At 71.1% G+C, this 21,079-nt stretch carries 17 protein-coding genes, 1 tRNA gene and 2 pseudogenes; 10 read left to right on the forward strand and 10 right to left on the reverse strand.

What is annotated here, in order from left to right:
* Window positions 1-172 precede the first annotated feature (172 nt).
* Window positions 173-754 (reverse strand): hypothetical protein, encoded by a 582-nt coding sequence (locus AB0B66_RS15115; protein WP_360528810.1) that lies wholly within the window; start codon window positions 752-754, stop codon window positions 173-175.
* A complete protein-coding gene (locus AB0B66_RS15120; protein ID WP_360528813.1) occupies window positions 751-1,245 on the reverse strand; it encodes a SigE family RNA polymerase sigma factor in 495 nt (164 codons plus the stop codon). Before AB0B66_RS15120 ends, AB0B66_RS15115 begins: the two co-directional genes overlap by 4 nt.
* 123 nt (window positions 1,246-1,368) lie before the next feature.
* On the opposite strand from AB0B66_RS15120, the gene AB0B66_RS15125 reads away from it, so the two are divergent.
* The 5 genes from AB0B66_RS15125 to AB0B66_RS15145 are packed head-to-tail and all read left to right on the forward strand — an operon-like array spanning window position 1,369 to window position 8,746.
* Window positions 1,369-2,694, forward strand: coding sequence for an SWIM zinc finger family protein (locus tag AB0B66_RS15125; RefSeq protein ID WP_360528816.1), 1,326 nt, complete (start codon window positions 1,369-1,371; stop codon window positions 2,692-2,694).
* A gap of 40 nt (window positions 2,695-2,734) precedes the next feature.
* Window positions 2,735-4,222, forward strand: a complete 1,488-nt coding sequence (locus AB0B66_RS15130; RefSeq protein ID WP_360528819.1) for a DUF5691 domain-containing protein — start codon at window positions 2,735-2,737, stop codon at window positions 4,220-4,222.
* Window positions 4,219-5,307, forward strand: a complete 1,089-nt coding sequence (locus AB0B66_RS15135; protein WP_360528822.1) for an AAA family ATPase — start codon at window positions 4,219-4,221, stop codon at window positions 5,305-5,307. The genes AB0B66_RS15130 and AB0B66_RS15135 overlap by 4 nt, the downstream gene beginning before the upstream one ends.
* A complete protein-coding gene (locus AB0B66_RS15140; RefSeq protein ID WP_360528825.1) occupies window positions 5,304-7,598 on the forward strand; it encodes a DUF5682 family protein in 2,295 nt (764 codons plus the stop codon). Before AB0B66_RS15135 ends, AB0B66_RS15140 begins: the two co-directional genes overlap by 4 nt.
* Window positions 7,595-8,746, forward strand: a complete 1,152-nt coding sequence (locus AB0B66_RS15145; RefSeq protein WP_360528828.1) for a VWA domain-containing protein — start codon at window positions 7,595-7,597, stop codon at window positions 8,744-8,746. The genes AB0B66_RS15140 and AB0B66_RS15145 overlap by 4 nt, the downstream gene beginning before the upstream one ends.
* Before the next feature lie 220 nt (window positions 8,747-8,966).
* Here the strand turns inward: AB0B66_RS15145 and AB0B66_RS15150 are convergent, their stop codons facing one another.
* Complete coding sequence (locus AB0B66_RS15150; protein WP_360528831.1) at window positions 8,967-9,395, reverse strand: TIGR02611 family protein; 429 nt, start codon at window positions 9,393-9,395, stop codon at window positions 8,967-8,969.
* Between the two features lie 292 nt (window positions 9,396-9,687).
* Here AB0B66_RS15150 and AB0B66_RS15155 point away from each other — a divergent pair, with 292 nt between their 5' ends.
* The 4 genes and pseudogenes from AB0B66_RS15155 (at window position 9,688) to AB0B66_RS15170 (ending at window position 12,532) form a co-directional block, all read left to right on the forward strand.
* Window positions 9,688-10,119, forward strand: coding sequence for an SsgA family sporulation/cell division regulator (locus AB0B66_RS15155; protein WP_120318938.1), 432 nt, complete (start codon window positions 9,688-9,690; stop codon window positions 10,117-10,119).
* A 206-nt stretch (window positions 10,120-10,325) separates the two neighbouring features.
* Window positions 10,326-10,397, forward strand: a tRNA-Val gene (locus AB0B66_RS15160).
* 511 nt (window positions 10,398-10,908) lie between these two features.
* Window positions 10,909-11,862, forward strand: a complete 954-nt coding sequence (locus AB0B66_RS15165; protein ID WP_360528987.1) for a SigB/SigF/SigG family RNA polymerase sigma factor — start codon at window positions 10,909-10,911, stop codon at window positions 11,860-11,862.
* Window positions 11,859-12,532: pseudogene (locus AB0B66_RS15170) on the forward strand (hemolysin III family protein). Before AB0B66_RS15165 ends, AB0B66_RS15170 begins: the two are co-directional and overlap by 4 nt.
* A 253-nt stretch (window positions 12,533-12,785) precedes the next feature.
* Here AB0B66_RS15170 and AB0B66_RS15175 read toward each other — a convergent pair.
* From AB0B66_RS15175 to AB0B66_RS15190, 4 genes and pseudogenes are all read right to left on the reverse strand, one after another.
* A complete protein-coding gene (locus tag AB0B66_RS15175; RefSeq protein WP_360528834.1) occupies window positions 12,786-13,862 on the reverse strand; it encodes a glycoside hydrolase family 11 protein in 1,077 nt (358 codons plus the stop codon).
* 438 nt (window positions 13,863-14,300) lie between these two features.
* The gene (locus AB0B66_RS15180; RefSeq protein ID WP_360528837.1) at window positions 14,301-14,807 is read right to left on the reverse strand and encodes a nucleotide disphospho-sugar-binding domain-containing protein; all 507 of its coding nucleotides are present in this window, start codon (window positions 14,805-14,807) and stop codon (window positions 14,301-14,303) included.
* Window positions 14,808-15,025: 218 nt separating this feature from the next.
* Window positions 15,026-15,133, reverse strand: a pseudogene (locus AB0B66_RS15185) (RICIN domain-containing protein); the annotation flags it as partial.
* Between the two features lie 157 nt (window positions 15,134-15,290).
* Window positions 15,291-15,653, reverse strand: a complete 363-nt coding sequence (locus tag AB0B66_RS15190) for a helix-turn-helix domain-containing protein (protein ID WP_360528840.1) — start codon at window positions 15,651-15,653, stop codon at window positions 15,291-15,293.
* A gap of 109 nt (window positions 15,654-15,762) precedes the next feature.
* On the opposite strand from AB0B66_RS15190, the gene AB0B66_RS15195 reads away from it, so the two are divergent.
* The gene (locus tag AB0B66_RS15195; RefSeq protein WP_360528843.1) at window positions 15,763-16,602 is read left to right on the forward strand and encodes an NAD(P)H-binding protein; all 840 of its coding nucleotides are present in this window, start codon (window positions 15,763-15,765) and stop codon (window positions 16,600-16,602) included.
* 815 nt (window positions 16,603-17,417) lie between these two features.
* Here the strand turns inward: AB0B66_RS15195 and AB0B66_RS15200 are convergent.
* From AB0B66_RS15200 to AB0B66_RS15210, 3 genes are all read right to left on the reverse strand, one after another.
* Window positions 17,418-18,641 (reverse strand): hypothetical protein, encoded by a 1,224-nt coding sequence (locus AB0B66_RS15200; protein ID WP_360528846.1) that lies wholly within the window; start codon window positions 18,639-18,641, stop codon window positions 17,418-17,420.
* Window positions 18,638-19,135 (reverse strand): SigE family RNA polymerase sigma factor, encoded by a 498-nt coding sequence (locus AB0B66_RS15205; protein ID WP_360528849.1) that lies wholly within the window; start codon window positions 19,133-19,135, stop codon window positions 18,638-18,640. Before AB0B66_RS15205 ends, AB0B66_RS15200 begins: the two co-directional genes overlap by 4 nt.
* A gap of 274 nt (window positions 19,136-19,409) precedes the next feature.
* Window positions 19,410-20,675 carry a ricin-type beta-trefoil lectin domain protein gene (locus AB0B66_RS15210; RefSeq protein WP_360528852.1) on the reverse strand — a complete coding sequence of 422 codons (1,266 nt, stop codon included), beginning with the start codon at window positions 20,673-20,675 and terminating at the stop codon, window positions 19,410-19,412.
* Window positions 20,676-21,079: the final 404 nt, after the last annotated feature.

The following is a 21,079-nucleotide window of genomic DNA, read 5'->3' on the forward strand; positions in this document are numbered from 1 at the left end:
GGCAATCGTTCACGCGCAGGGGAAACGGAAACGTCCGCCCGGCGCCGGACGGACCCTTCCTGCCCGCGTCCTGACCTGACGCGGCGCGTTGTTCCGGCGGCCGGGCCCGGCCGCCGCGTTGCCCCGGCGGTTCAGCAGGCGGCGAGGTACGGCCGCTGCTGCACCCGGCGGGTCACTGGGCGGCCAGGTCCGGCCGTTCGGAGGCGTTCGGGTCGGCGGGCAGCACCGGCGGGGAACCGGCCGCGACCCAGGCCGCGCAGACCGCGTCCGCGGCAGCCGTGGCCTGTGCGGGGCTCAGCTGCTCGGTGACGACCCCGCAGGATCCGTCGGCGACCGTCACCGTCAGCGTGCCGCCGGAGGCCAGCGGCAGCACCAGCATGCCGCCCTCGCCCCAGCCCAGGTCCATCGGCAGCTCCGCCAGCGCGACCCCGGGCGGCAGCGCGCCCGCCACGGCGTCGACCGCGCTGCCCAGCGGGAAGCCCACGGCCAGTTGCGTTCCGGCGTTCGGGTCGAACACCGGCTCCGCCGACGGCGACGGCTGCGCGGTGACCTGCGCGGGCGGCCCGCTCGGCCAGGCCGCCACGGCGACCGCCCCGGCCAGCAGCGGCGTCAGCGCGAGCGCGCCGATCACCGCGTACCGGCGGTTGCGGCGGCGCACACCGCGTCGCTCGATGTCGGCTGTGCCGCCGGGCAGGTCCGGTTCGTCGGCGACCAAAGCGGCCAGGGCCGACCGGACGTCCTCGTCTTCGCTCATGCCGGTTCTCCTTCCAGGGCGCCGGAGCGTGCCAGCGCCTCGCGTAGGTGCGCCAGGCCACGGGAGGCCTGGCTCTTGACGTTGCCCGTGCTGCACCCCAGCGCCGCCGCGGTCTGCTCGACCGACAGGTCCTCCCAGTAGCGCAGCACCACAACCGCGCGCTGCGACGGGTGCAACCGCGCCAGCGCCCGCAGCAGGACGTCGCGGGTGCCGTCGTCGTGCGGGTCGGCGACCGCCGTGTCGGGCAGGTCGGCGGTGGCCACCTCGCGCCGCCACTTGCGGCGGTGCGTGGCCAGGTAGCCGTTGACGAGCATGCGGCGCACGTACGGGTCGACGTCGCCGCCGGCCCGCACCCGCCGCCAGTGCACGAACAGCCCGGCCAGGGCGTCCTGGACCAGGTCGTCGGCCTGGTGCCAGTCCCCGCACAGCAGGTACGCCGTGCGGCGCAGGGCGGCCCGCCGGGAGCCGGCGTACTCGCGGAAGTCGTTCATCCGCCCTCCGGTCGGTGGTCTCGTTCGTGACTGTCGCTCATACCGACTCCATGCGAACTGGTGGCGCGCGGGTTGCACAGGCCGCGACCGTCGTTGTCGGACGGGGTGGCTACGGTGGCGCGCATGTCCGAACCGACCGAGCCGCCCTGGACCGCCGAACAGGTTCAGGGGCTGGCCCCCGACGCGTCGAGTTTCGCCGCGGCCCGCAAACTCGCCGGGGCGTCCGGCTGGAGCGCCACCGGCCACGGCGGCACCCCGGCGGGGCTGTGGGGGCTGTGCAAGGGCAGCGGCAGCACGCCGTACCAGATCTGCGTGGATCTGGACGAGCCCGCCTACCGCTGCTCCTGCCCGAGCCGCAAGTTCCCCTGCAAACACGCGCTCGCGCTGCTGCTGCGCTGGTCGTCGGGCCAGGTCGCGGCCGACGAGCCCCCGCAGTTCATGACCGACTGGACCACCTCCCGCGGGGCCCGCGCGGAGAAGAAGGCCCAGCAGGCCGCCGCACCGCGCACCGAGGCCCAGGAGCGGGCCGCGCAGCGCCGCGCCGACAAACGCGCCGAGTCCGTCGCCGCGGGCATCGCCGAGCTGCGCACCTGGTTGTCCGATCAGGTCCGGCACGGTATCGCCGGGCTCGACCAGGCCGGCTACCGCCCGTTCGAGCAGGTCGCGGCCCGGCTCGTCGACGCTCAGGCCCCGGGTCTGGCCGGCGCGGTGCGCCGCCTGGCCCCGGTGCCCAGCTCCGGGCCCGGCTGGGAGCAGCGCCTGCTGGCCGAGCTGTCGCTGCTGCACCTGCTGTCGGGTGCCGCCGCGAACCCCGAGGCACTGCCCGAGGACCTGGCCGCGACCGTGCACAGCCGCGTCGGCCAGGCCGTGCCCACCGAGCAGGTCCTGGCCTCAGCCCCGGTGCGCGACCGGTGGCAGGTCGTCGGCGTCCGCGACGACACGGAGGACAAGCTCACCAGCCGCCGGGTATGGCTGCGCGGCCGCGACACCGGCCGCCCCGCGCTGGTGCTGTCGTTCGCGATGCCCGGCCAGGCCCTGCCCGTCGACCTGGTGCTCGGCACCGAACTCGACGCCGAACTGACCTATTACCCCGGTGCGGCCCCGCTGCGCGCCCTGGTCGCCGCGCGCCACGGCGCGCCCGCGCCGTGCCCGGCACCCGGCCCGGCGCAGACCGTCGCGCAGGCGCTCGACGAGGTCGGCGCCGCGCTGGCCGGCGACCCGTGGCTGTTCCAGTGGCCGGTGCTGGTGCGCGGCGTGCTCGCCCCCGGCACCCCCTGGCACCTGGTCGACCCCGACGGCGACGCGCTGCCCCTGGACCCGGCGCTCGGCGAGCCGTGGCGGCTGGCCGCCGTCGCAGGCGGACACGAGATCACCCTCGCCGCCGAGTGGGGCCCCGCCGGGCTGCGGCCGCTCGCGGTGTACGACGGCACGGAGGTGGTCCGCGCATGACTCCTTATATCTACGGCGCGCGGTCGAAGGGACGGCGGGCATGAACACGAGCATCTGGTCCGATCTGATGTCCAGCGCGCTCGTCGGCACCGACCGGCGCAGGCCGGTGCTGACCGGCGTGGACGGCCCGCTGTCCGAGGTACTGGCCTCGCTAGGCACCGAACTGGACCCCGACGGGCTGCTGTCCGCCGCGGCCGCGGTGACCGTCGCCCGCCGCGCGGGGCAGGTCCCCGCCCGGCCGCAGCGATCCGACCCGGCCGCGGCCGAGACCGCGCCGTACGCGTCGGCCGCCGCGCAGCAGCGGGTCGCGGCCCTGCTGTCCGGCGGGGACGCCGAACTGGACCGGACCACGACCCGGGAACTTGCCGGCGAGTGGCTGCGCATCGCCGCCGGGCGCGGCCTGCTCGCCGAGCCGGGCCTGCTGGTCGCGCTGCTGGACCTGGGCAGTTCCGACTCCTCGGTGCGCCCCGCGGTGCGCGCCGTCGGCGGGACGAGGCTGAGCTGGCTGGCCCTGCAGGGGCCGGGCCGCTGGGCCTGGGCCGCGCAGCCGGAGGACGCGGCGCAGCCCGCCGACTGGGACACCGGCCGGGTCGCCGACCGGGTCCGCCACCTCGGCGAGCTGCGCGCCCGCGACGCCGCCGCCGGGCGGGACCTGCTGCTGGAGGCGTGGCCGCAGGAGAAGGCGTCCGATCTGGCCGCGCTGATCGCCGCCTGCGCCGCCGGGCTCGGGCCCGACGACGAGCCGTGGCTGGAGAAGGCCCTCGACGACCGGCGCGCGCAGGTCCGCGAGGCCGCTGCGAGGCTGCTCGCGGTGCTGCCCGGGTCAGCCTGGCGGCAGCGCATGGCCGAACGGGCCCTCGCATGCGTGCACGTCGCCGCGCGCAAGCTGGTCGCGACGGCGCCGGCCGAATGCGACGAGTCGATGCGCCGCGACGGGATCAGCGTCAAACCGCCGCAGAGCGTCGGCGAGCGCACCCACTGGCTGCGCCAGCTCATCGAGTACGCGCCGCTGGACTGCTGGACGGCGTTCGACGAGACCCCGGCCGGGCTGCTGGGCCGCAAGTTCGACGACACCTGGGGTCCGGTGCTGCACGCCGGGCTCACCCGCGCCGCGATCACCCAGCGCAACGGAGCCTGGGCCGCCGTGCTCATCCACGAGGGGCTCGGCCGCCGGGACATGAACGAGCTGCGGGAACTCGCCGCCGTTTTGCCCGAGCAGGACCTGGCTGAACTGATCGCCGCGCAACTGCGGCGCAAGGCCGACATCGCCACCCGGCTGCTCGACGTGCTGCCCACGCCGTGGGCCGCGCCGGTCGCCGAGGCGGTGCTGGAGTGCCTGGCCGACGCCGAGCGCCGCCGCTCGGGCTGGTGGCAGCTGCTGCGCCACGCCGAATGGGGCTTCGACCCGGCGTACGCGCCGCAGGCCCGCGCCCTGCACGACTCCCTGCCGATCCCGGACCAGCAGCTGCTGGCCCGCTTCATCACCATGCTGCAGATCCGCCACGACATCACTCGGGAGCTTTCATGACCGCCACCCTCGACGCCACGCCCACGGTGCTGCGCCCGCACGCCGAGCAGCTCTACGCCGCCGAGCTGGAGCAGCTCGCCGCGGCCGACGACCTGCCGCGCCCGCCCGGCTGGCGGCTGTCCCCGCAGGCCGTGGTGACGTACCTGCTCGGCGACGGCAAGGACGTCAGCGCCAAGTACATCGGGCCGCGCCGGCTGATGGAGGTGGCCGTGGCGACGCTGGCCACCGACCGGGCACTGCTGCTGCTCGGCGTGCCCGGCACCGCCAAGACGTGGGTGTCGGAGCACCTGGCCGCGGCGATCAGCGGCGACTCGACGCTGCTGGTCCAGGGCACCGCGGGCACCCCGGAGGAGGCGATGCGCTACGGCTGGAACTACGCGCGGCTGCTCGCCGAGGGCCCGACCGCCGGTGCGGTGGTGGCCAGCCCGGTGATGCGCGCGATGCGCACCGGCGCGATCGCCCGGATCGAGGAGCTGACCCGGGTGCCGTCCGATGTGCAGGACACGCTGCTGACGATCCTGTCGGAGAAGACGCTGCCGGTGCCGGAGCTGGGCGAGGAGGTGCAGGCGGTCAAGGGCTTCAACGTCATCGCGACCGCCAACGACCGCGACCGGGGCGTCAACGAGCTGTCCAGCGCGCTGCGGCGGCGGTTCAACACCGTCGTGCTGCCGGTGCCGGGCACCGTCGAGGAGGAGGTCGAGATCGTCGCGCAGCGGGTCGCGTCGCTGGGCCGCGCGCTGGAGCTGCCCGCGGTGCCGGACGCGATCAGCGAGATCCGCCGGGTGGTGACCGTGTTCCGGGAGCTGCGCGAGGGGCTGACCGCCGACGGGCGGACCAAGCTGAAGAGCCCCAGCGGCACCCTGTCCACCGCCGAGGCGATCTCGGTGATGACCAGCGGCATGGCCCTGGCCTCGCACTTCGGCGACGGCACCGTGCGCGCCGCCGACGTCGCGGCGGGTATTCGCGGGGCCGTGGTCCGCGACCCCGTCTCCGACGCCGTCATCTGGCGGGAGTACCTGGAGACCGTGGCGCGCGAGCGCGACGGCTGGAAGGACTTCTACCGCGCCGCCCGGGAGGCGGAGTGAGCACCGACCGGGTGCACGTGTTCGGCATCCGTCACCACGGCCCGGGTTCGGCCCGGGCCCTGGTGCGGGCGCTGGACGAGCTGAAGCCCGACATCATCCTGGTGGAGGGGCCGCCCGAGGCCGACGGCCTGGTCGCGCTGGCCGCCGACGAGCGGCTCGAACCGCCGGTGGCGCTGCTGGCGTACCCGACGAACGCGGCCAAGGGAGAGCAGAGCCGCAACGCGTCGTTCTGGCCGTTCGCGGTGTTTTCGCCGGAGTGGCAGGCGCTGCGCTGGTCCGTGGCCCACGACGTGCCGCTGCGCTTCTGCGACCTGCCCGCCGGCCACCGCTTCGCCGCCCGCGCCACCGAACCGGCCGGGCCGCTCGACGGGACCGCCCTGGCGGACCCGGCCGCGGCGCCCGGCGACCTGCCCGAGGGTGAGGCGGTCGAGGAGGAGCTGCGGGTCGACCCGATCGCGGGGCTCGCGCACGCGGCCGGGTACGACGACCCGGAGCGCTGGTGGGAGGACGTGATCGAGCACCGGCGCGACGTGCCGCCGTTCGAGGCCGTGGCCGAGGCGATGGCGGCGGTCCGCGAGTTCGCCCCGGCGATCGCCGAGGACCTGGTGCGTGAGGCGTACATGCGTCAGGCGCTGCGCGCCGCCCTGAAGGAGGGCCACCAGCGGATCGCGGTGGTCTGCGGCGCGTGGCACGTGCCCGCGCTGGCCGGTGACCTGCCGCCCGCGAAGGACGACGCGGCGCTGCTCAGGGGCCTGCCGAGCGTTCCGGCGACGGTGACGTGGGTGCCGTGGACGCACGGGCGGCTGGCGTCGTGGAGCGGCTACGGCGCGGGCGTCACCGCGCCGGGCTGGTACCACCACCTGTTCACCGCCGAAGATCAGCCGGTCGAGCGGTGGCTGGTCGGTGTCGCCGGGGTGCTGCGCGACGAGGACATCGCGGTGTCCAGCGCGCACGTCATCGAGTCGGCGCGGCTGGCCGACACCCTGGCCGTGCTGCGGGGACGGCCGGTGCCCGGTCTGGCCGAGGTGACCGAGGCGACCCGGGCGGTGCTGTGCGAGGGCGACGACACCCGCCTGGAGCTGGTGCAGCGGCGGGTCGTGGTGGGGGAGCGGCTGGGCGCCGTACCCCCCGATGCCCCTGCGGTGCCGCTGGCCCGCGACCTGGACGCGACCGCCCGCCGCTTGAAGCTCGCCCAGCAGGCCCTGGTCACCGACCACGACCTCGACCTGCGCAAACCGAACGACCTGGAACGCAGCCGGCTGCTGCACCGGCTGCGCCTGCTCGGCGTCGGCTGGGGCACCCCCGTGCAGCGCAAATCCGGCAAGGGCACCTTCTGGGAGTCCTGGCAGCTGCAATGGCACCCGGAGTACGCGGTCGACCTCATCGCCGCCAGCGCCTACGGCACGACCGTGGAGCAGGCCGCGACCGCCAAGGCCGTCGAGGCCGCCGCGGACGCCGACCTGGCCGCGCTGACCGGCCTGCTGGAGTCGTGCCTGCTCGCGCAGCTGCCCGACGCGCAGCCCGCGGTGCTGCGGCAGCTGTCGGACCGGGCGGCACTGGACACCGACGTCGCACAGCTCATGGCGGCCGTGCCCGCGCTGGCCCGCACCCTGCGTTACGGCGACGTCCGCGCCACCAGCACCGACGCGCTCGCCGAGGTGCTGACCGGCCTGGTCACCCGGATCCGGCTGGGCCTGCCCGGCGCGCTGACCGGCCTCGACGACGACGCGGCCCGTGCCATGCGCGCCCACCTGGACACCACGCACGAGGCGCTGAGCCTGCTCGCCGAGCGGCTGCCGCTGCGCGAGGAGTGGATGGACACCCTGGCCCGGCTCGTCGACCGGCCGGACTTGCCCGGCCTGCTCGCCGGTCGGCTGCTGCGGATGCTGCGCGACGCGGGCACCCTCGACGCCGACGCCGCCGAACTGCGGCTGGCCCGCGCGCTGACCGTCGGCGTGCCGCCGGTGACCGCGGCCGGGTATGTCGAGGGCTTCCTGTCGGGCGGGGGACTGCTGCTGGTGCACGACGAGGCGCTGCTGACCCTGACCGACCGCTGGCTGTCCGGGCTGGCCCCGGACGTGTTCACGGCGGTGCTGCCGCTGCTGCGGCGTACCTTCGCCGCGTTCGCGGCCCCGGAACGGCGCGCGGTCGGCGAGCAGGTCCGACGGCTGGGCAGCGGCGGCACGCATGTGACGTCCGATGTGGACGAACTTGAACTGGACCCGGCGCGGGTCGCGCGGGTGCTGCCGACACTGGAACTGCTGCTGGCAGCGGGAAGGGGAGCACGGTGAGCGACGACGAGCGGATGCGCCGGTGGCGCCTGGTGCTCGGCGGCGAAGGCGCCGAGGGCACCGGGGTGACGCTGGCCGGGGTGGACAAAGGCATGGACGAGGCCCTGGCGGCCCTTTACCGCGACGGTGGCGGCGAGGGCGGGTCCGGGCGCAGCGCGGGGCTGGGCGGTTCCGCGCCGAAGGTGGCCCGGTGGCTCGGTGACATCCGGCAGTACTTCCCGTCGACGGTCGTGCAGGTGATGCAGGCCGACGCGATCGAGCGGCTCAACCTGACCCGGCTGCTGGTCGAACCCGAGATGCTGGAGGCCGTCGAACCGGACGTGCACCTGGTCGGCACGCTGCTGTCGCTGAACAAGGTGATGCCGGACAAGGCCCGCACCACCGCGCGCATGGTGGTGGCGAAGGTCGTCGCGGAGCTGGAACGGCGGGTCGCGCAGCGCACCCGGGCCGCGGTCACCGGCGCGCTCAACCGCGCCGCCCGGATCACCCGCCCGCGCCACCGCGACATCGACTGGAACCGCACCATCCGCGCCAACCTCAAGCACTACCAGGCCGAACACCGCACCGTGGTGCCCGAACGGCTGATCGGTTACGGCCGCTCCACCAAGGCCGTACACCGTGACGTGGTGCTGTGCGTGGACCAGTCCGGTTCGATGGCGGCGTCGGTCGTCTACTCCGGAGTGTTCGCCGCAGTGCTGGCGTCGATGAAAAGCCTGCGCACGTCGCTGGTGGTTTTCGACACCGCGGTCGTGGACCTCACCGACCAGCTGCACGACCCGGTCGAGGTGCTGTTCGGCACCCAGCTGGGCGGCGGCACCGACATCAACCGGGCCATCGCGTACTGCCAGGGGCTGATCACCCGGCCTCGGGACAGCATCTTCATCCTCATCAGCGACCTTTACGAGGGCGGGGTGCGGGCGGAGATGCTGCGCCGCGTCGCGGCGATGACCGCCGCCGGGGTGCAGGTGATCGTCCTGCTCGCACTGTCCGATGAAGGCCAGCCGGCGTACGACCACAGCAACGCCGCTGCGCTGGCGGCGATGGGGGTTCCGTCGTTCGCGTGCACACCGGACGCGTTCCCGGAACTGATGGCGGCGGCGATCGAACGGCGCGACCTGCAGCCGATCATCGAGAAGATGGGCCGCTGAGCCGCGGATCAGCCACAACGCACGGACCCGGCCGCGCTGACCTGGGGAGGTTGACGGGCGCGGCCGGATCACACTGATCACACCGCTTGCCGGGCGTCCGGTCAAGTCCTCCGGACGTACGGCCCCCGCTGTCCGGAGCGCTCGGCCGTGCCTCTCACCGGTGGTCACGCGCCTGCTTCCGGCATGTTTCCGTGCGGTGTCAGCGGGTGTTGCGGCGATCTCAGTGCGTGGTGACGTATCCCCAGGCCTGGCTGACCACGTCGATGCCGAGGCTGTAGCGCAGCGTGGTGACGAGCACCGCGGCCACGAACACCAGCCCGGCCAGCCCGATCAGCAGGCGTACCAGCAGCGACTGGCGTTTGACCCACTCGGTCCAGCCGCGCACCTTGTCCTTGGTGAACTGCAGCAGGTGCCGTGCCCACACGAACTCGATCGCCCAGATCGCCAGACCGCCGATCACGATCAGCCAGCCCGGCCCCGGCAGCGGGATCAGCAGGATGCCGACCGCCACCACGACGGCGCCCAGCGCACCGATGATCACTTTGAGGACGGCTGCCCCGGTCGGATTAGCCCGAACGGTCTGATGCGCTATCCGCGCCCGGTCCCGCCAGGTGCTGGAACCCCGCGGAAAGTCCGGTTTGTCGCTCATCTCCCCACCCTTGTCGCCCATGTCGTCGGGGTCGCGGAATCACCCGTCACCAACCCCGATGACTGGACGTTACCGGAGTGTGTCGACGGTCTTGGCCGGCATCGCACGATCGGCAATACCGGGCAAAAGCACGGCATCTTACTCCCTGTGGTGGGTCCGTGCCCACGTAATCATCGATCTTCCCGCTATCGGGTGAGATCGTACGATGACGGAGCGTATAGGGGAGGGTCACCTTGAGTATGGGAGGGGCGGGGCGGTCAAGCTCCGCCGCAGTGCCGGGGGGAGTACGTCCATGAGTGCTATCCGTCCTACGACCGTCGAGGTCGAGACATCGTTGCGGCTGGTCGCGCCCGACGCGACCTCGCTTCCGGTGCGGGCGAGTCTTCGCTACGACCCGGTCGACCCGTACGCGGTGCATGTGCTCTTCCACGCCGAGTCCGCCGGCGGCGAGGCGGTGAGCTGGTCGTTCGCCCGTGAACTGCTGGTCACCGGACTCGACGAACCGGCCGGCATCGGCGACGTGCGGGTCTGGCCCTGGGCCACCCCGCGCGGCGACTTCGTCGCGCTCGCCCTGTCGTCGCCCGACGGCAACGCGCTCTTCGAAGTCCCACGAAGCGTGCTCGTACGCTTCCTGCGCCGCACCTACGTCGTGGTACCCCGCGGTCGCGAGACCGACCACCTCGACGTCGACGCGGCGGTCAACCGGCTGCTCGCCGGTCGATGATCAGCAACTGACCAGCGGCGGTCAGCCCTGATGATCACTCCCTGAACCAGGCAACTCCGACCGGACACCCGGTCAGCACTCCGACGAGGTGCTCGCGATGAGCACCTCGTCTCGTGCTGTTTCGGGGGGTTTGTCGGATCCGACACGCGGGAGGGGTACCGAGGTGCGCGGGGTGCCGCGGGTGCTGTAGAGTTCCATTCCGTTGCGGGCGATTGGCGCAGCGGGAGCGCGCTTCCTTCACACGGAAGAGGTCACTGGTTCGATCCCAGTATCGCCCACAGATGTACGCAGGTCAGAAGCTCGCTAGCGATCATGCTAGCGAGCTTCTTCGATTGTTGGTGGGCAAATCTGCTCCACAAATGCCCCCCCGTCAATGAGTCAATCCGACCTTGCTCCTTACATGCCTGGCGCGTCGTCGCCGGTCAGTGGCCTGCGCTCGTGCGGCTCAAGTGCGGAGCGCGCTTCCTTGGGCGGGAAGAGTCCTTCGCCGCGTTCAGTCGCCGATCGAGGGTGCGCAGTAGGGATACGGCTCACCTGCGTCCCGCGAACATCCGGACGGACCTGCTCGGCCCACTAACACTTGACGGCAAAACGGGCGTACAGTACGGACGTCGCCCGGATTCCTGGGGGCCGTCCTCCGCCGCCTATCCGCGACCCCTCCCGACCGGAACCCGCGCACCGCCCTCACCAGGCGGTCCGCCCGGCACGTGCCTGTCGCCCCTGCGAAAGACTCCCGCGCAGACGCCGCGAGAGCCTGATCCACGGCCACAGTGAAGGAACGTGAACGCGATGGTCGACATCGCCTACGGCCACGACCGCATCAACCACCCCCCGACGGCGAGCACGGCACTCCTGACCGTGCCGTACGTGGTCGCCCGGCATACCGCCAGCCGACACCGGTCGCCCGCCTGCGGGTACGCGAGGTCGCCTGAGCGCACCGATCAGTGGCAGCCGCGAACGCGGACCCGCGGCACCGGCGTGGAAGCCGGCTTGGGTGAACTGCGCGAGACCGATCCGCTGCTGGTCCTGCTGCACGCGATGCCTGCCGGCGACCCTGCCAGGGCGGCCGCACGCCGCACCGCGATCGAGTGGTACCTGCCCATGGCCGGTTACCTCGCCCGCCGGTTCCGCAACCACGGCGAGCCCGCCGACGACGTCACCCAGGCCGCGACCATCGGGCTGATCAAAGCGGTCGACAAGTACGACCCCAGCCGCGGCGTCCCGTTCATCGGCTACGCGTTCCCCACCGTGCTCGGCGAGATCCGCAGGCACTTTCGCGACACGACCTGGGACATCCGGGTACCCCGCCGTGTCCAGGAGCTGTACCGGGAGGTCGCGGTGGCCAACGACGAGCTCACCCACGAGCTGCTTCGCACCCCCAGCCCGGCAGCGCTGGCCGGACGGCTCGGCGTCAGCGAGCGGGAGGTGGGCGAGGCCCGCCTGGCTGCGAACTCCTACCGGCTGCTGTCGCTGGACCGGCCGCGCCCCGACGGCGACGGAGAAGACGACGGGCAGCTGGCCGACGTGCTCGGGGTGCTCGATCCCGCGCTGGCGTCGGTCGAGGACCGGATGCTATTGCGCAACCGACTGGGTCGCCTGTCCGAACGCGACCGGCGCATCATCGCGATGCGCTACGACGCCGAGCTGACCCAGGCGCAGATCGCCGCACAGCTGGGCCTGTCACAGATGCACATCTCCCGGCTGCTGACCCGTACCCTGTCGCAATTGCGGCAGATGGCATGACCCTGACCGCCCACCGTGCCACCCTCGCCGACTTCGGCCAGCCCCGCATGCGCGGGCTGCTGCACGTCTACGCCTTTTTCGCAGCGGTGGTCTGCGGCGTAGTCCTCGTTGTGCTCGCGGCGTCCCGACCTGGCGTCGCGCCGGTCGTCAGCACCGCGGTCTACAGCGCCACCGTGTGTGCCCTGTTCGCCGTCAGTGCGCTCTACCACCGCCGCGTATGGAGCCCGGGCGGCTATCTGACTATGCGTCGCCTCGACCACGCGATGATCTTCGTGTTCATTGCCGGCACCTACACCCGCTCTGCGTACTGCTCTTGCGGCCGGGCCAGGCCGCCGTGATGCTGTCGCTGGTGTGGGGCGGCGCACTGGCCGGCGTCGCGCTGTCGACGCTATGGCCGCACGCACCGCGCTGGGTGAGCGCACCGCTTTACCTGATTCTGGGCTGGGCGGCGATCCCGATCCTTCCCGACATCCTCCACACGGGAGGCCCCGCCACCTTGATCATGCTCGCAGCCGGGGGAGTCGGATACAGCGCCGGCGCCATCCTCTTCGCCTGCCGCCGGCCGAATCCCTGGCCGGCAGTGTTCGGCCACCACGAGTTGTTCCACGCCTGCACGGTGATCGCCGCGACCTGTCACCACATAGCGATCTACTTCGCGCTGTATGCCTGACCGAGCGCTATAGGGCGCCGCTCGGCGGGCCGCTGTTGGAGCAGGAGAACGAGGTGCTGCGCCGGGCCGCTGCCTACCTGTCCCAGGCGCACCTGCCGGGAACAGGATCTACCCGCTCGTGACCGGAGCCGTCCATCCCGGGCACCTTGCCGGATGGCCCCGCACGGAGGCTGGGGTGCCGACCATCGTCGGCACCCCAGCTGCACCTGCCTTCGGTGTCAGACCGGTCCGTGCCTGGCCCCGTGGCGCCGGGTCAGTTCCGGAAGCTCCACTGCTGGTTCGACCCGCCCCAGCAGCTGTACAGTTGGATCCTCGTCCCGTTGCCGGTGCCGCCGGCGTCGAGGCACAGCCCTGACTGCGCGCTGGTGATGGTGCCGTTGTTGACATTCCACTGCTGGTTCGCGCCGCCGTGGCAGTCATAGAGGATCACCGCGGTGCCGTTGCTGGTGCCTGAGGCGTCCACACACTTGCCGTTCACCGTCAGCTGCCTGCTTGAGGTGTGAGTGAACCGCTGGTTCGAGCCACCCCAGCAGTCGTACAACTGGAGCTGGGTGCCGTTGGTGGTGCTCGAGTTCGGGACGTCGAGACACCTGCCGGACTGCTGACCCACAATCATCTGGCTGGTACCGCTCGGCGGACCAGTGGTGGGTCCAGGATCGGGGTTGGTGCCTTCCCGGACGGTGATGTCGGAGCTTCCCTGGCTCTGGTAGCCCTCGGTCGCCATGACTTGGTAGGCCCAGCTGCTGCCGAGGTTGAGGCCGGCGCGGGCCCAGGCGTCGACGTGGTTGGCGAAGGTGATGGTGCCACTGCTCCGCTTCTGCTGGCGCACGCTCCAGTACTGGTAGAACGTGGCGGTGCCGTCGATCGACGGCTGGTTGACCCGCTGGCTGCGCAGGATGTCGTAGGTGCCGCCGTCGGTGGTGACCGTGCCCAGCCGCTGAGCGCCGCTGCTCGGGTTGTAGCTGCCGAAGTTCTCCACAACGTAGTACTCGATCAGCGAGTTTCGCGTCCACCCGTACAGGGCGAGGTAGGTGTTGTTGTTGCCCGGGTTGTAGGTGCCCGAGTAGCTGACCGTCCGCCGGCTACCGGTGGCCCAACCCTTGCCGCCGACCCAGTTGTTGGTGCTCCTGCTCCAGGAGCTGGAGTAGCGGCCGTTCTCGCGCAGCACCATGCAGGCGTCGCCACTGTCTTTCCAGAACGAGAAGTAGAACCCGTTGTGCGTGCCGGTGGTGTTCGAGCAGACCTGCCGGTCGGCCTCGGCGTAAGCGTTGGTGGCCATCAACGTGCTGGCGACGGCCGCCACGACGGCGCAGGCGCCGCCGATGAGCATTCTGAGGCGGCCGCCTCTGCGGCTCTTCTGTTGGATGGGTGCCTCGTGCATGTGCGTGCTTCCTCCTCGTGAAGGCTGGCGAAAAGGTGTGGGGTGATACGACCCGGTAGGACTGTCGGTGGCCGTGGTGTCGGGCCACCGTGCGCGGGCCGTACCACGCGGTGGTGGGGCCAGTCGTCATGCGTTCGACGACCGGAGTGCCGGGCCGCGGTTGGCCCGGACCGACAGTGATGTCTGTCAATCGCAAATATGGATCCCACCTTGTCGGACTGTCAACAACTTCCGGAAACATTTCGGAAATCATGCCCGGGTTGGCTGGACCGGCGGGACGTTTCACAGATCGAAGTGGCGTGGGGTCGGTCGTGTTGGGAAACGTCGATATGTCGATATCGAGCCCGAAAAAGTGGGGCGACGCACGGCCTGGGGATTCCGAAAGTTTCAGACTGTTTCGGGTCTGCCGTGCCGCGTTGTCGCGGCGCGGCGGCCCGTCCGGCCGGTGACCCTTGCACCGATACGTCGGGCCGGATGGTCCGAGGCGGCGCGCCAGCGGTCACCGGAAGATGTGGGCCACCCCACCGCAGCCCGATCAGTTCCCGTGGACCTGCCGGCCGAGCAGTGCCTCGAGGCGGATGCATGCCTCGGCGGCAGTCCGGTCCGGGTCCATGCGGTCGCCAATGTGTACGCGCGGTCGCGGTATGCCGGTTCGGTCAGCACGCGGATGATGAGCTCGGCTACCGCGTCGACCTGCCACCGTGCCTCGGGCAGCCACTCGGCAAGTCCGAGGGCGTGCATCCGGCGGGCGTTGTCCGGGCGGTCCGCTCCGTGTGCGAGCACCACATGCGGGGTGCAGGACGCGATCGCTGCCGCTCGTCGACCTTCTCGACCAGCTCCGATCGCCAAGACTGCACGCGTGGCAGCCGCCGGGCGGCGGTGTAGCCGGTGCACTCAGCCATGCCGTCATCCACTCCCTGGACGTGATCAGGATTTGGCCCCGGTTGCCAGCCGGGAGCTGGTGCGGGCGGCTGGCGGCGAGGTAGGCCGCTACGTCACGGACCAGCGGGCAGGGCGGGCCTGGAGTATGGGTACAGGCATGGGGTGGGAATCCCTGGTCGGAATCCCATCCCCGGATTTTGTTGTTGCCGACTCGTGCGCTCAGTTGCGGGTCAGGATCGAGTCCAGCGCTGATTGCTGCCGCCGTGGCATGTCCACAGCACCACGGCCGTGCCGTTGCCGGTGCCCGCGCCGGTCACGTCCAGGCAGAGGCCGGACTGAACGCCGGTGACGGAATCAGAACTGGATGCTGAGGAGGTGGCGCCGACCGCTGGTCATGGTCACCTCGGCGACCACAGATTTGCAGACCGTGGAGTCGAAGCCTGCTGGTGGACGTGGAGGTCCGGCCCGCTCAACAGCATGATCAGATCGGTAGACTCATCGCCCACCGTCGTAGGTGCGCCGTGCCCGCTCCACGTCTCCGAGGCGGGCCTCGGCCCAGGTGGCCAGGTGCGCGAAAAGCGGGCCGAGGCTGGCGCCGAGCTCGGTGATCTCGTATTCGACTCGGGGCGGCACTTCGGCGTGGTAGGTGCGTGCGACGAGCCCGTCGCGTTCGAGCTGGCGCAGCCGCTGCGTGAGCACCTTCGGCGTGATGCTGGTCAGCCAGCGCTCCAACTCCACGAAACGCTGCCGGCCGTGCTCATGGAGAACCCACAGGATGGGCGTGGTCCAACGACTGAACACGATATCGACGACCGGTGCGACCGGGCACGCCAGCTCAGGGTCCGTCGACCGTTCCACGTGCCCTCCATCACATCTCCATTACTTTCCTCTAGGTACCTACTATATCCGTGCTACTAGCGTCTTCTCCAGCCGCGCGGACGACGCGGTCGAACTGGAGACACAAGACATGTTTGTCGTGACAGGCGCCACCGGGAACGTCGGCCGTTCGCTCTCGTCGATCCTCGCGAGGTCGGGTGCCGCGGTGACGGCGGTGTCCCGTGGCCGACGCCCGGTCGCCGTGCCAGACGGATTTCGCCACTACCGCGCGGACCTTGAGCGGCCGGAGAGCCTGGGCCCGGCGCTCGCCGGGGCCGAGGCTCTGTTCCTGCTCGTGGAGGGTGCCGGGGCGAACCTCGACATGCCCGAAATCCTGCGGGTCGCCACGGCCGGGGGCGTGAAGCGCATCGTGCTGCAGTCCTCGCAAGCGGTCGGCACGCGGCCCGGTTCGGCGTCGCACGCACCCCTGCACGCCATCGAGGACCTCGTGAGCCGATCCGGCCTCGGCTGGACGATCCTGCGCCCCGGCGGCTTCGCCTCCAACGCCTTCGCGTGGGCTGAATCGATCCGGGCCGGACGGACGGTGGCCGCACCGTTCGGCGACGTCGGCCTGCCTGTGGTCGACCCGGACGACATCGCGGAGGTGGCCGCCGTCGCCCTTCGCGACGGCGCGCACGACGGCCGCACGTACGAGCTCACCGGCCCGGCGCTGAGCACGCCACGCGAACGGGTTGCCGACCTGGCCGCCGCGCTCGGCGAGCCGATCGGCTTCGTCGAGCAGACGCCCGACCAGGCCCGCGAACAGATGCTGCGGTTCATGCCACCGCCGGTGGTCGAGGGCACGCTGGCGATCCTCAGCGCACCGACCGAACGGGAGCAGCAGATCAGCCCAGACGTGGCCGGGGTCCTGGGCCGATCGCCACGCCCCTTCGCCGCCTGGGCTGCGCGCAACATCGACGCCTTTCGCTGACACGTCGCGCCGGTCGAACTGCCCCACCGACTGATGGTCCAGCCGCTCTGACTGCGCCCAGACCGGCATCGACGGTCCGTGTCCCGGAATGCGACCGCGCAGAGACCATTACGCCGAGGGGCGGGGGTGGTTCCGGCCGCGCCAGGCCGGAGGGGAGATTACGTATGCGTGTTTGAACGCCCTGCTGAAGTGGGTCGCGTCCATGAAGCCCCGGCTTCGTCCTAGCGCCACGATGGTCCGTAGCCTGCCTCACTGGCCGAGAAGGAGCGGCCGGCAGGCAACGGCGAATGTCGTGCCCGGACGCCCGTCACCCGCATCGTGAACTGGCTGCATTCGGCGTGTCCGGACGGCCCGTACGGTGACGGTCGGCCCGTGAGCTGCTGCAATGTGGTTCGGATTCTGCCAGGTATGGTCCACCAATACAATACGGATATTGCGTCGTTGCGAAGTCCCAGCCCGGTGAGCTGGGACTTCGCTCGTTCGTTGATGTCGGTAGAGGCGTATGTGCGGGTGATGCCCGATTGGTCTGGCACGAACCACCGTAAGCGGGGCCGAGGTTTCTGCCTGCCGCCCTGTAGTCGCCCGGGCCGGCTCCATCCGCACACGGTCACGTTCGCTGCCCCTATCGCCACACGACGGACCGGGATCGCTGACTGTGCAGTAGTCGAGCAGTGGGGTGAGCCGCCGCACCCGTCCCTGGACCGTGACGTGATCGGCCTCGACCTCGTGCTCGACACAGCCACGATCGTGAGCGGGGCGATGACTTCACTGCTCGGGTCTGCCTTGATCGCCAAAGGTCAACGCAACGGCCTCGTTCAAGGTGCGTAGTCCGCGATGACTGTCTGCGGGATGGTCAGCAGCGTGACTTCGTCGCATTGTGGTGGGGCGATGCCGCATACGACGGAGGGTCCGTTCTCGGGTCCGTCGGTGGCGGCGACCAGGTAGGCGATGTGCGGCCACTGGACCGGCCGCAGCCTGCCGGTTTGGGTGGCGGCTGCGTCGGATCTGCCTTGCGCCAGGTTTCCGGTGGGAATGATCCGAAGCTCCGCGCCGTCGGCGGGGGCGCCCGGCCGGTTCAGGAACACTGCGGCGTCGACTCCGTCCGGTGACAGTGACACGTGCCGGATCTCCCAGCCGGGGAAGCAGGTTTGCGTTCCGTCCAGGCTCACCGGCCCGTTGAAGCGGCCCACCCGCAGGCAGTTGTCGCCTTCATGCATGACGGCAGCGGCGCCCCGGGCGGCGATGTCCGCGACGTCCGCGTTCTCGGTGACTGTCGCCTTGTCCGTGTCCAGGTCGTATGCCACCAAGCCGTTGATCGCGCCAGGGTGTGCGCCGCCGGCCGTCCTCCAGCTGACCGCGAGCCGTCCTTCGCGAAGCCACATGTCCTGCAGTTGGTTGCCGTGCGAGTTCTTCCGTACGTCGATGCGCGTGTGCTCCGTCAGCGACGGCAGGTCGTAGATGTGCAGGTACGGGTACTGGTAGGCGGCCATTGCCTTGCCGTCGGGCGCGAAGGCGACGGTGGCGCCTTCCAGCCGGGGCGTGAAGTCGCGCAGCTGGCCGGCGGCGGTGAGGAATGACGTGACGTGTCCGGCCGCCGCGTCGGGGCCGGCCGTCTCGACGACCCATCCTCCGCTCACGCCGGTGGCGTTCACGACCCGGCCGTCTTCGGGTATCGGGACGTATGCGGCCACGTGGCCGCCCCGGCGGATGGTGCCGTCGGCGGCCAGCGTGGCCACCATGTCCCGGTACATTCCGCGGCTGGTCGGGCCCGGCCAGGTGACGCCCGCTGACGGTCCGGCGGTCGCGGTCTGGCTGGCCGCCGGTTCTGGTGGGGTGACCGGCCGGTCGAGCGTCGCGGCGAGCAGTGCCGCGACGGCGGCCACACCGGCGACCGCCGCGCCGCCCGTGTACATGGTGCGGTGCCAGCGCACGGATCGGCCCTTCCGGATCACGTCGTCGGCTTGGAAGACCGGTGCGCCCATGTCGGCGACGCTGTGCCGGAGGTCGTCCTGTAGGCGGTCCTCGATCGGGGTGTTCATGCCATGACCTCCTCGTTCAGTTTCGTGCGCAGGGTGTGCAGAGCGCGGGTGAGGTAGCGGCTGACGGTGCCGCGGGAGACGCCCAGCGCCTCGGCGACCTCCGCTTCGCCGAGGTCCTCGTAGTAGCGCAGGACCACTGCGGCGCGCTGCCGCGCGGGCAGGCGCAGCAGTGCGCGGCGCACCTCGTCGGACTGGGCTATCCGGTCGGCGGCGTCTGCGACCGCCGTCTCGGGCAGCCGGTCGGTGGCCGTTTCACCATTCCATCGCCGCCGCCACCATGATGTCGCGGTGTTGATCAGGATCCGGCGCACGTACACCTCTGTCGCCTGGCCGTCCCTGATCCGGTCCCATGACAGGTACGTCTTCACCAGCGCGGTCTGCAGCAGGTCTTCGGCCCGTCCTCGGTCGCCGACGAGGAGGTACGCCGTGCGTAGCAATGCCGGTGAGCGCCCGGCGACGAATTCGCGAAAGCCGGTCTCGTCTTGTGCATTCATTCACTTCTCCCGGGGTGAGCCCTCGCGGGGAAGGACGCGCTGTGCGTGGGCGAGTGCTGTCACGATGTCGAGAAATCTTTCGCCCGCGGCGGCGGGTACCGCGCTGGGCGGCCGAGTATCACACATGTGCGCTGCCGCTTCGTGCGTCTGGTCACGCGCTGACGAGGTAGGGACAGCGATCCCGATCCTCGCCGCCTGGAATGGGGTGGGAATCCCTGGTCGGAATTCCCACCCCCGGATTCTGTAATTGCAGACTCGTGCGCTCAGTTGCGGGTCAGGATCGAGTCCAGCGCTGATTGCTGCCGCCGTGGCATGTCCACAGCACCACGGCCGTGCCGTTGCCGGTGCCCGCGCCGGTCACGTCCAGGCAGAGGCCGGACTGGACGCCGGTGATGGTGCCGTCGGAGTTGAGCCGCCACTGCTGGTTGGCTCCGCCGTGACAGGTCCAGATCTGGAGGCGGGTCCCGGTGGCGGTGCCCGCGGCATCGAGGCACTTGTTGCCGTAGACGGTCAGCTGGTTGCCGGATGTCGCCGTCCAGGTCTGGTTGGTGCCGCCATTGCAGTCCCAGATCTGCGTGAGCGCCCCGTCGGACTGACTGCGCCCGTTGACATCCAGGCAACGGTTCGATGCGACGCCGCGGAGTGGACCGGTGGAGCCAGGTGCCGGGCTGCTGGGCGGCGGGCTGCTCGGTGGGGTGTCGAGGGTGAGGTTCTTCTGCAGCACCTGCCACTGGGTGCGGCACAGCCCGCAGTTGGAGCCGACGAAGTTGCTGCCGGCGGAGATGTCGCCCTTCAGGCGCCACTTGAGGTAGAGCACCGCGACGCGGCCGAACTCGCCGCCGTTGGTCTGGCCGTAGGTACCACCGTGTCCGACGTTGAGATTGCCCATGAACGCGGGCAGGCCGGACGGCAACTTGCCCCAGTCGTCCATGGCGTTGCCGTAGGCGATGTCGCTGGGGCCGCCGATGAAGTAGGCGATCGGCGTGGTCAGTCGCCGCAGCTGGTAGTCATCGGCGTCGTTGAGCAACCCGCTGCTGAAGATGGCGACGGTGGTGACCCGTGGGTCGTTGTCGACGGCATACGCTTCCAGGCCGCCGCACGAGAAGCCGGCCACGGCGATCTTCGAGGTGTCGATCTTTCCGTAGTACTTGCTGCCCTGCCGACTGTTCTCCGACACGACCCAATCCATGGACGCCGTGTGCATCGACGAGTTGGTGCTGCCCGATCCACCGGGAGCGCCGTTGGCGATGGCCAGGAATCCGTGCGAGGCGATCTCGCGCAGGAAGTTCTGCTGGTCCAGGCCGTTGCCGGAGCAGCCGCCATTTCCCCAGACGAACACGGGCATGCGTTCGCTCGGCAGGGTCTGCGGGCGGTAGATGGTGTGGTTGGGCAGGGTGCTGGAGGTCTCGTAGTCGGCCGGGTACGGGCCGGATCCGCCGACCGCGGCATCCGCCGGGGTCGGATCGAACGCCATGATCGCGGTTGTGGCTGCGATGACGACTGCCGCCAGCCCAGCGCTGACCGTTGTCCGTTTTCTCATTCCACCCTCCAAGGGCGTGGCGGTGGGGCGCTTCCCCGGGTGCGACGCATCGACGGCTGCGACGGTGGTCGGCGTGCGGTCTGGCTCAGGCCGAGCCGGCCGGCGACGGGGGTGGAGAGGTCGATCTCTCGGCTACGCCGGCCTCAGGTCAGAGACCCGATGGGAACAGTGTGCACTTACTATCACTGGAGGAACGAAAAGTGTCAATGTTCAATCGGGACTGCCCGGCTCCGGTCAAGTGCCCGCGCCGTCGCCCGCGCTCGACGTCCACACCGTTCCTGCCGTGGGCCTGTGACGACCGGCAGGACCACACCGGCCGCCGCAGCGAACAGCTGCGCTCGGGGCGGAGTTCGGCGACCTGTCACCGTCCGAGCCCGATCGGCGCCGGCAAGACTGGCTGGGCG

This window comes from Catellatospora sp. NPDC049111 (genome assembly GCF_040648615.1).
GTDB classification, from domain to species: domain Bacteria; phylum Actinomycetota; class Actinomycetes; order Mycobacteriales; family Micromonosporaceae; genus Catellatospora; species Catellatospora aurea.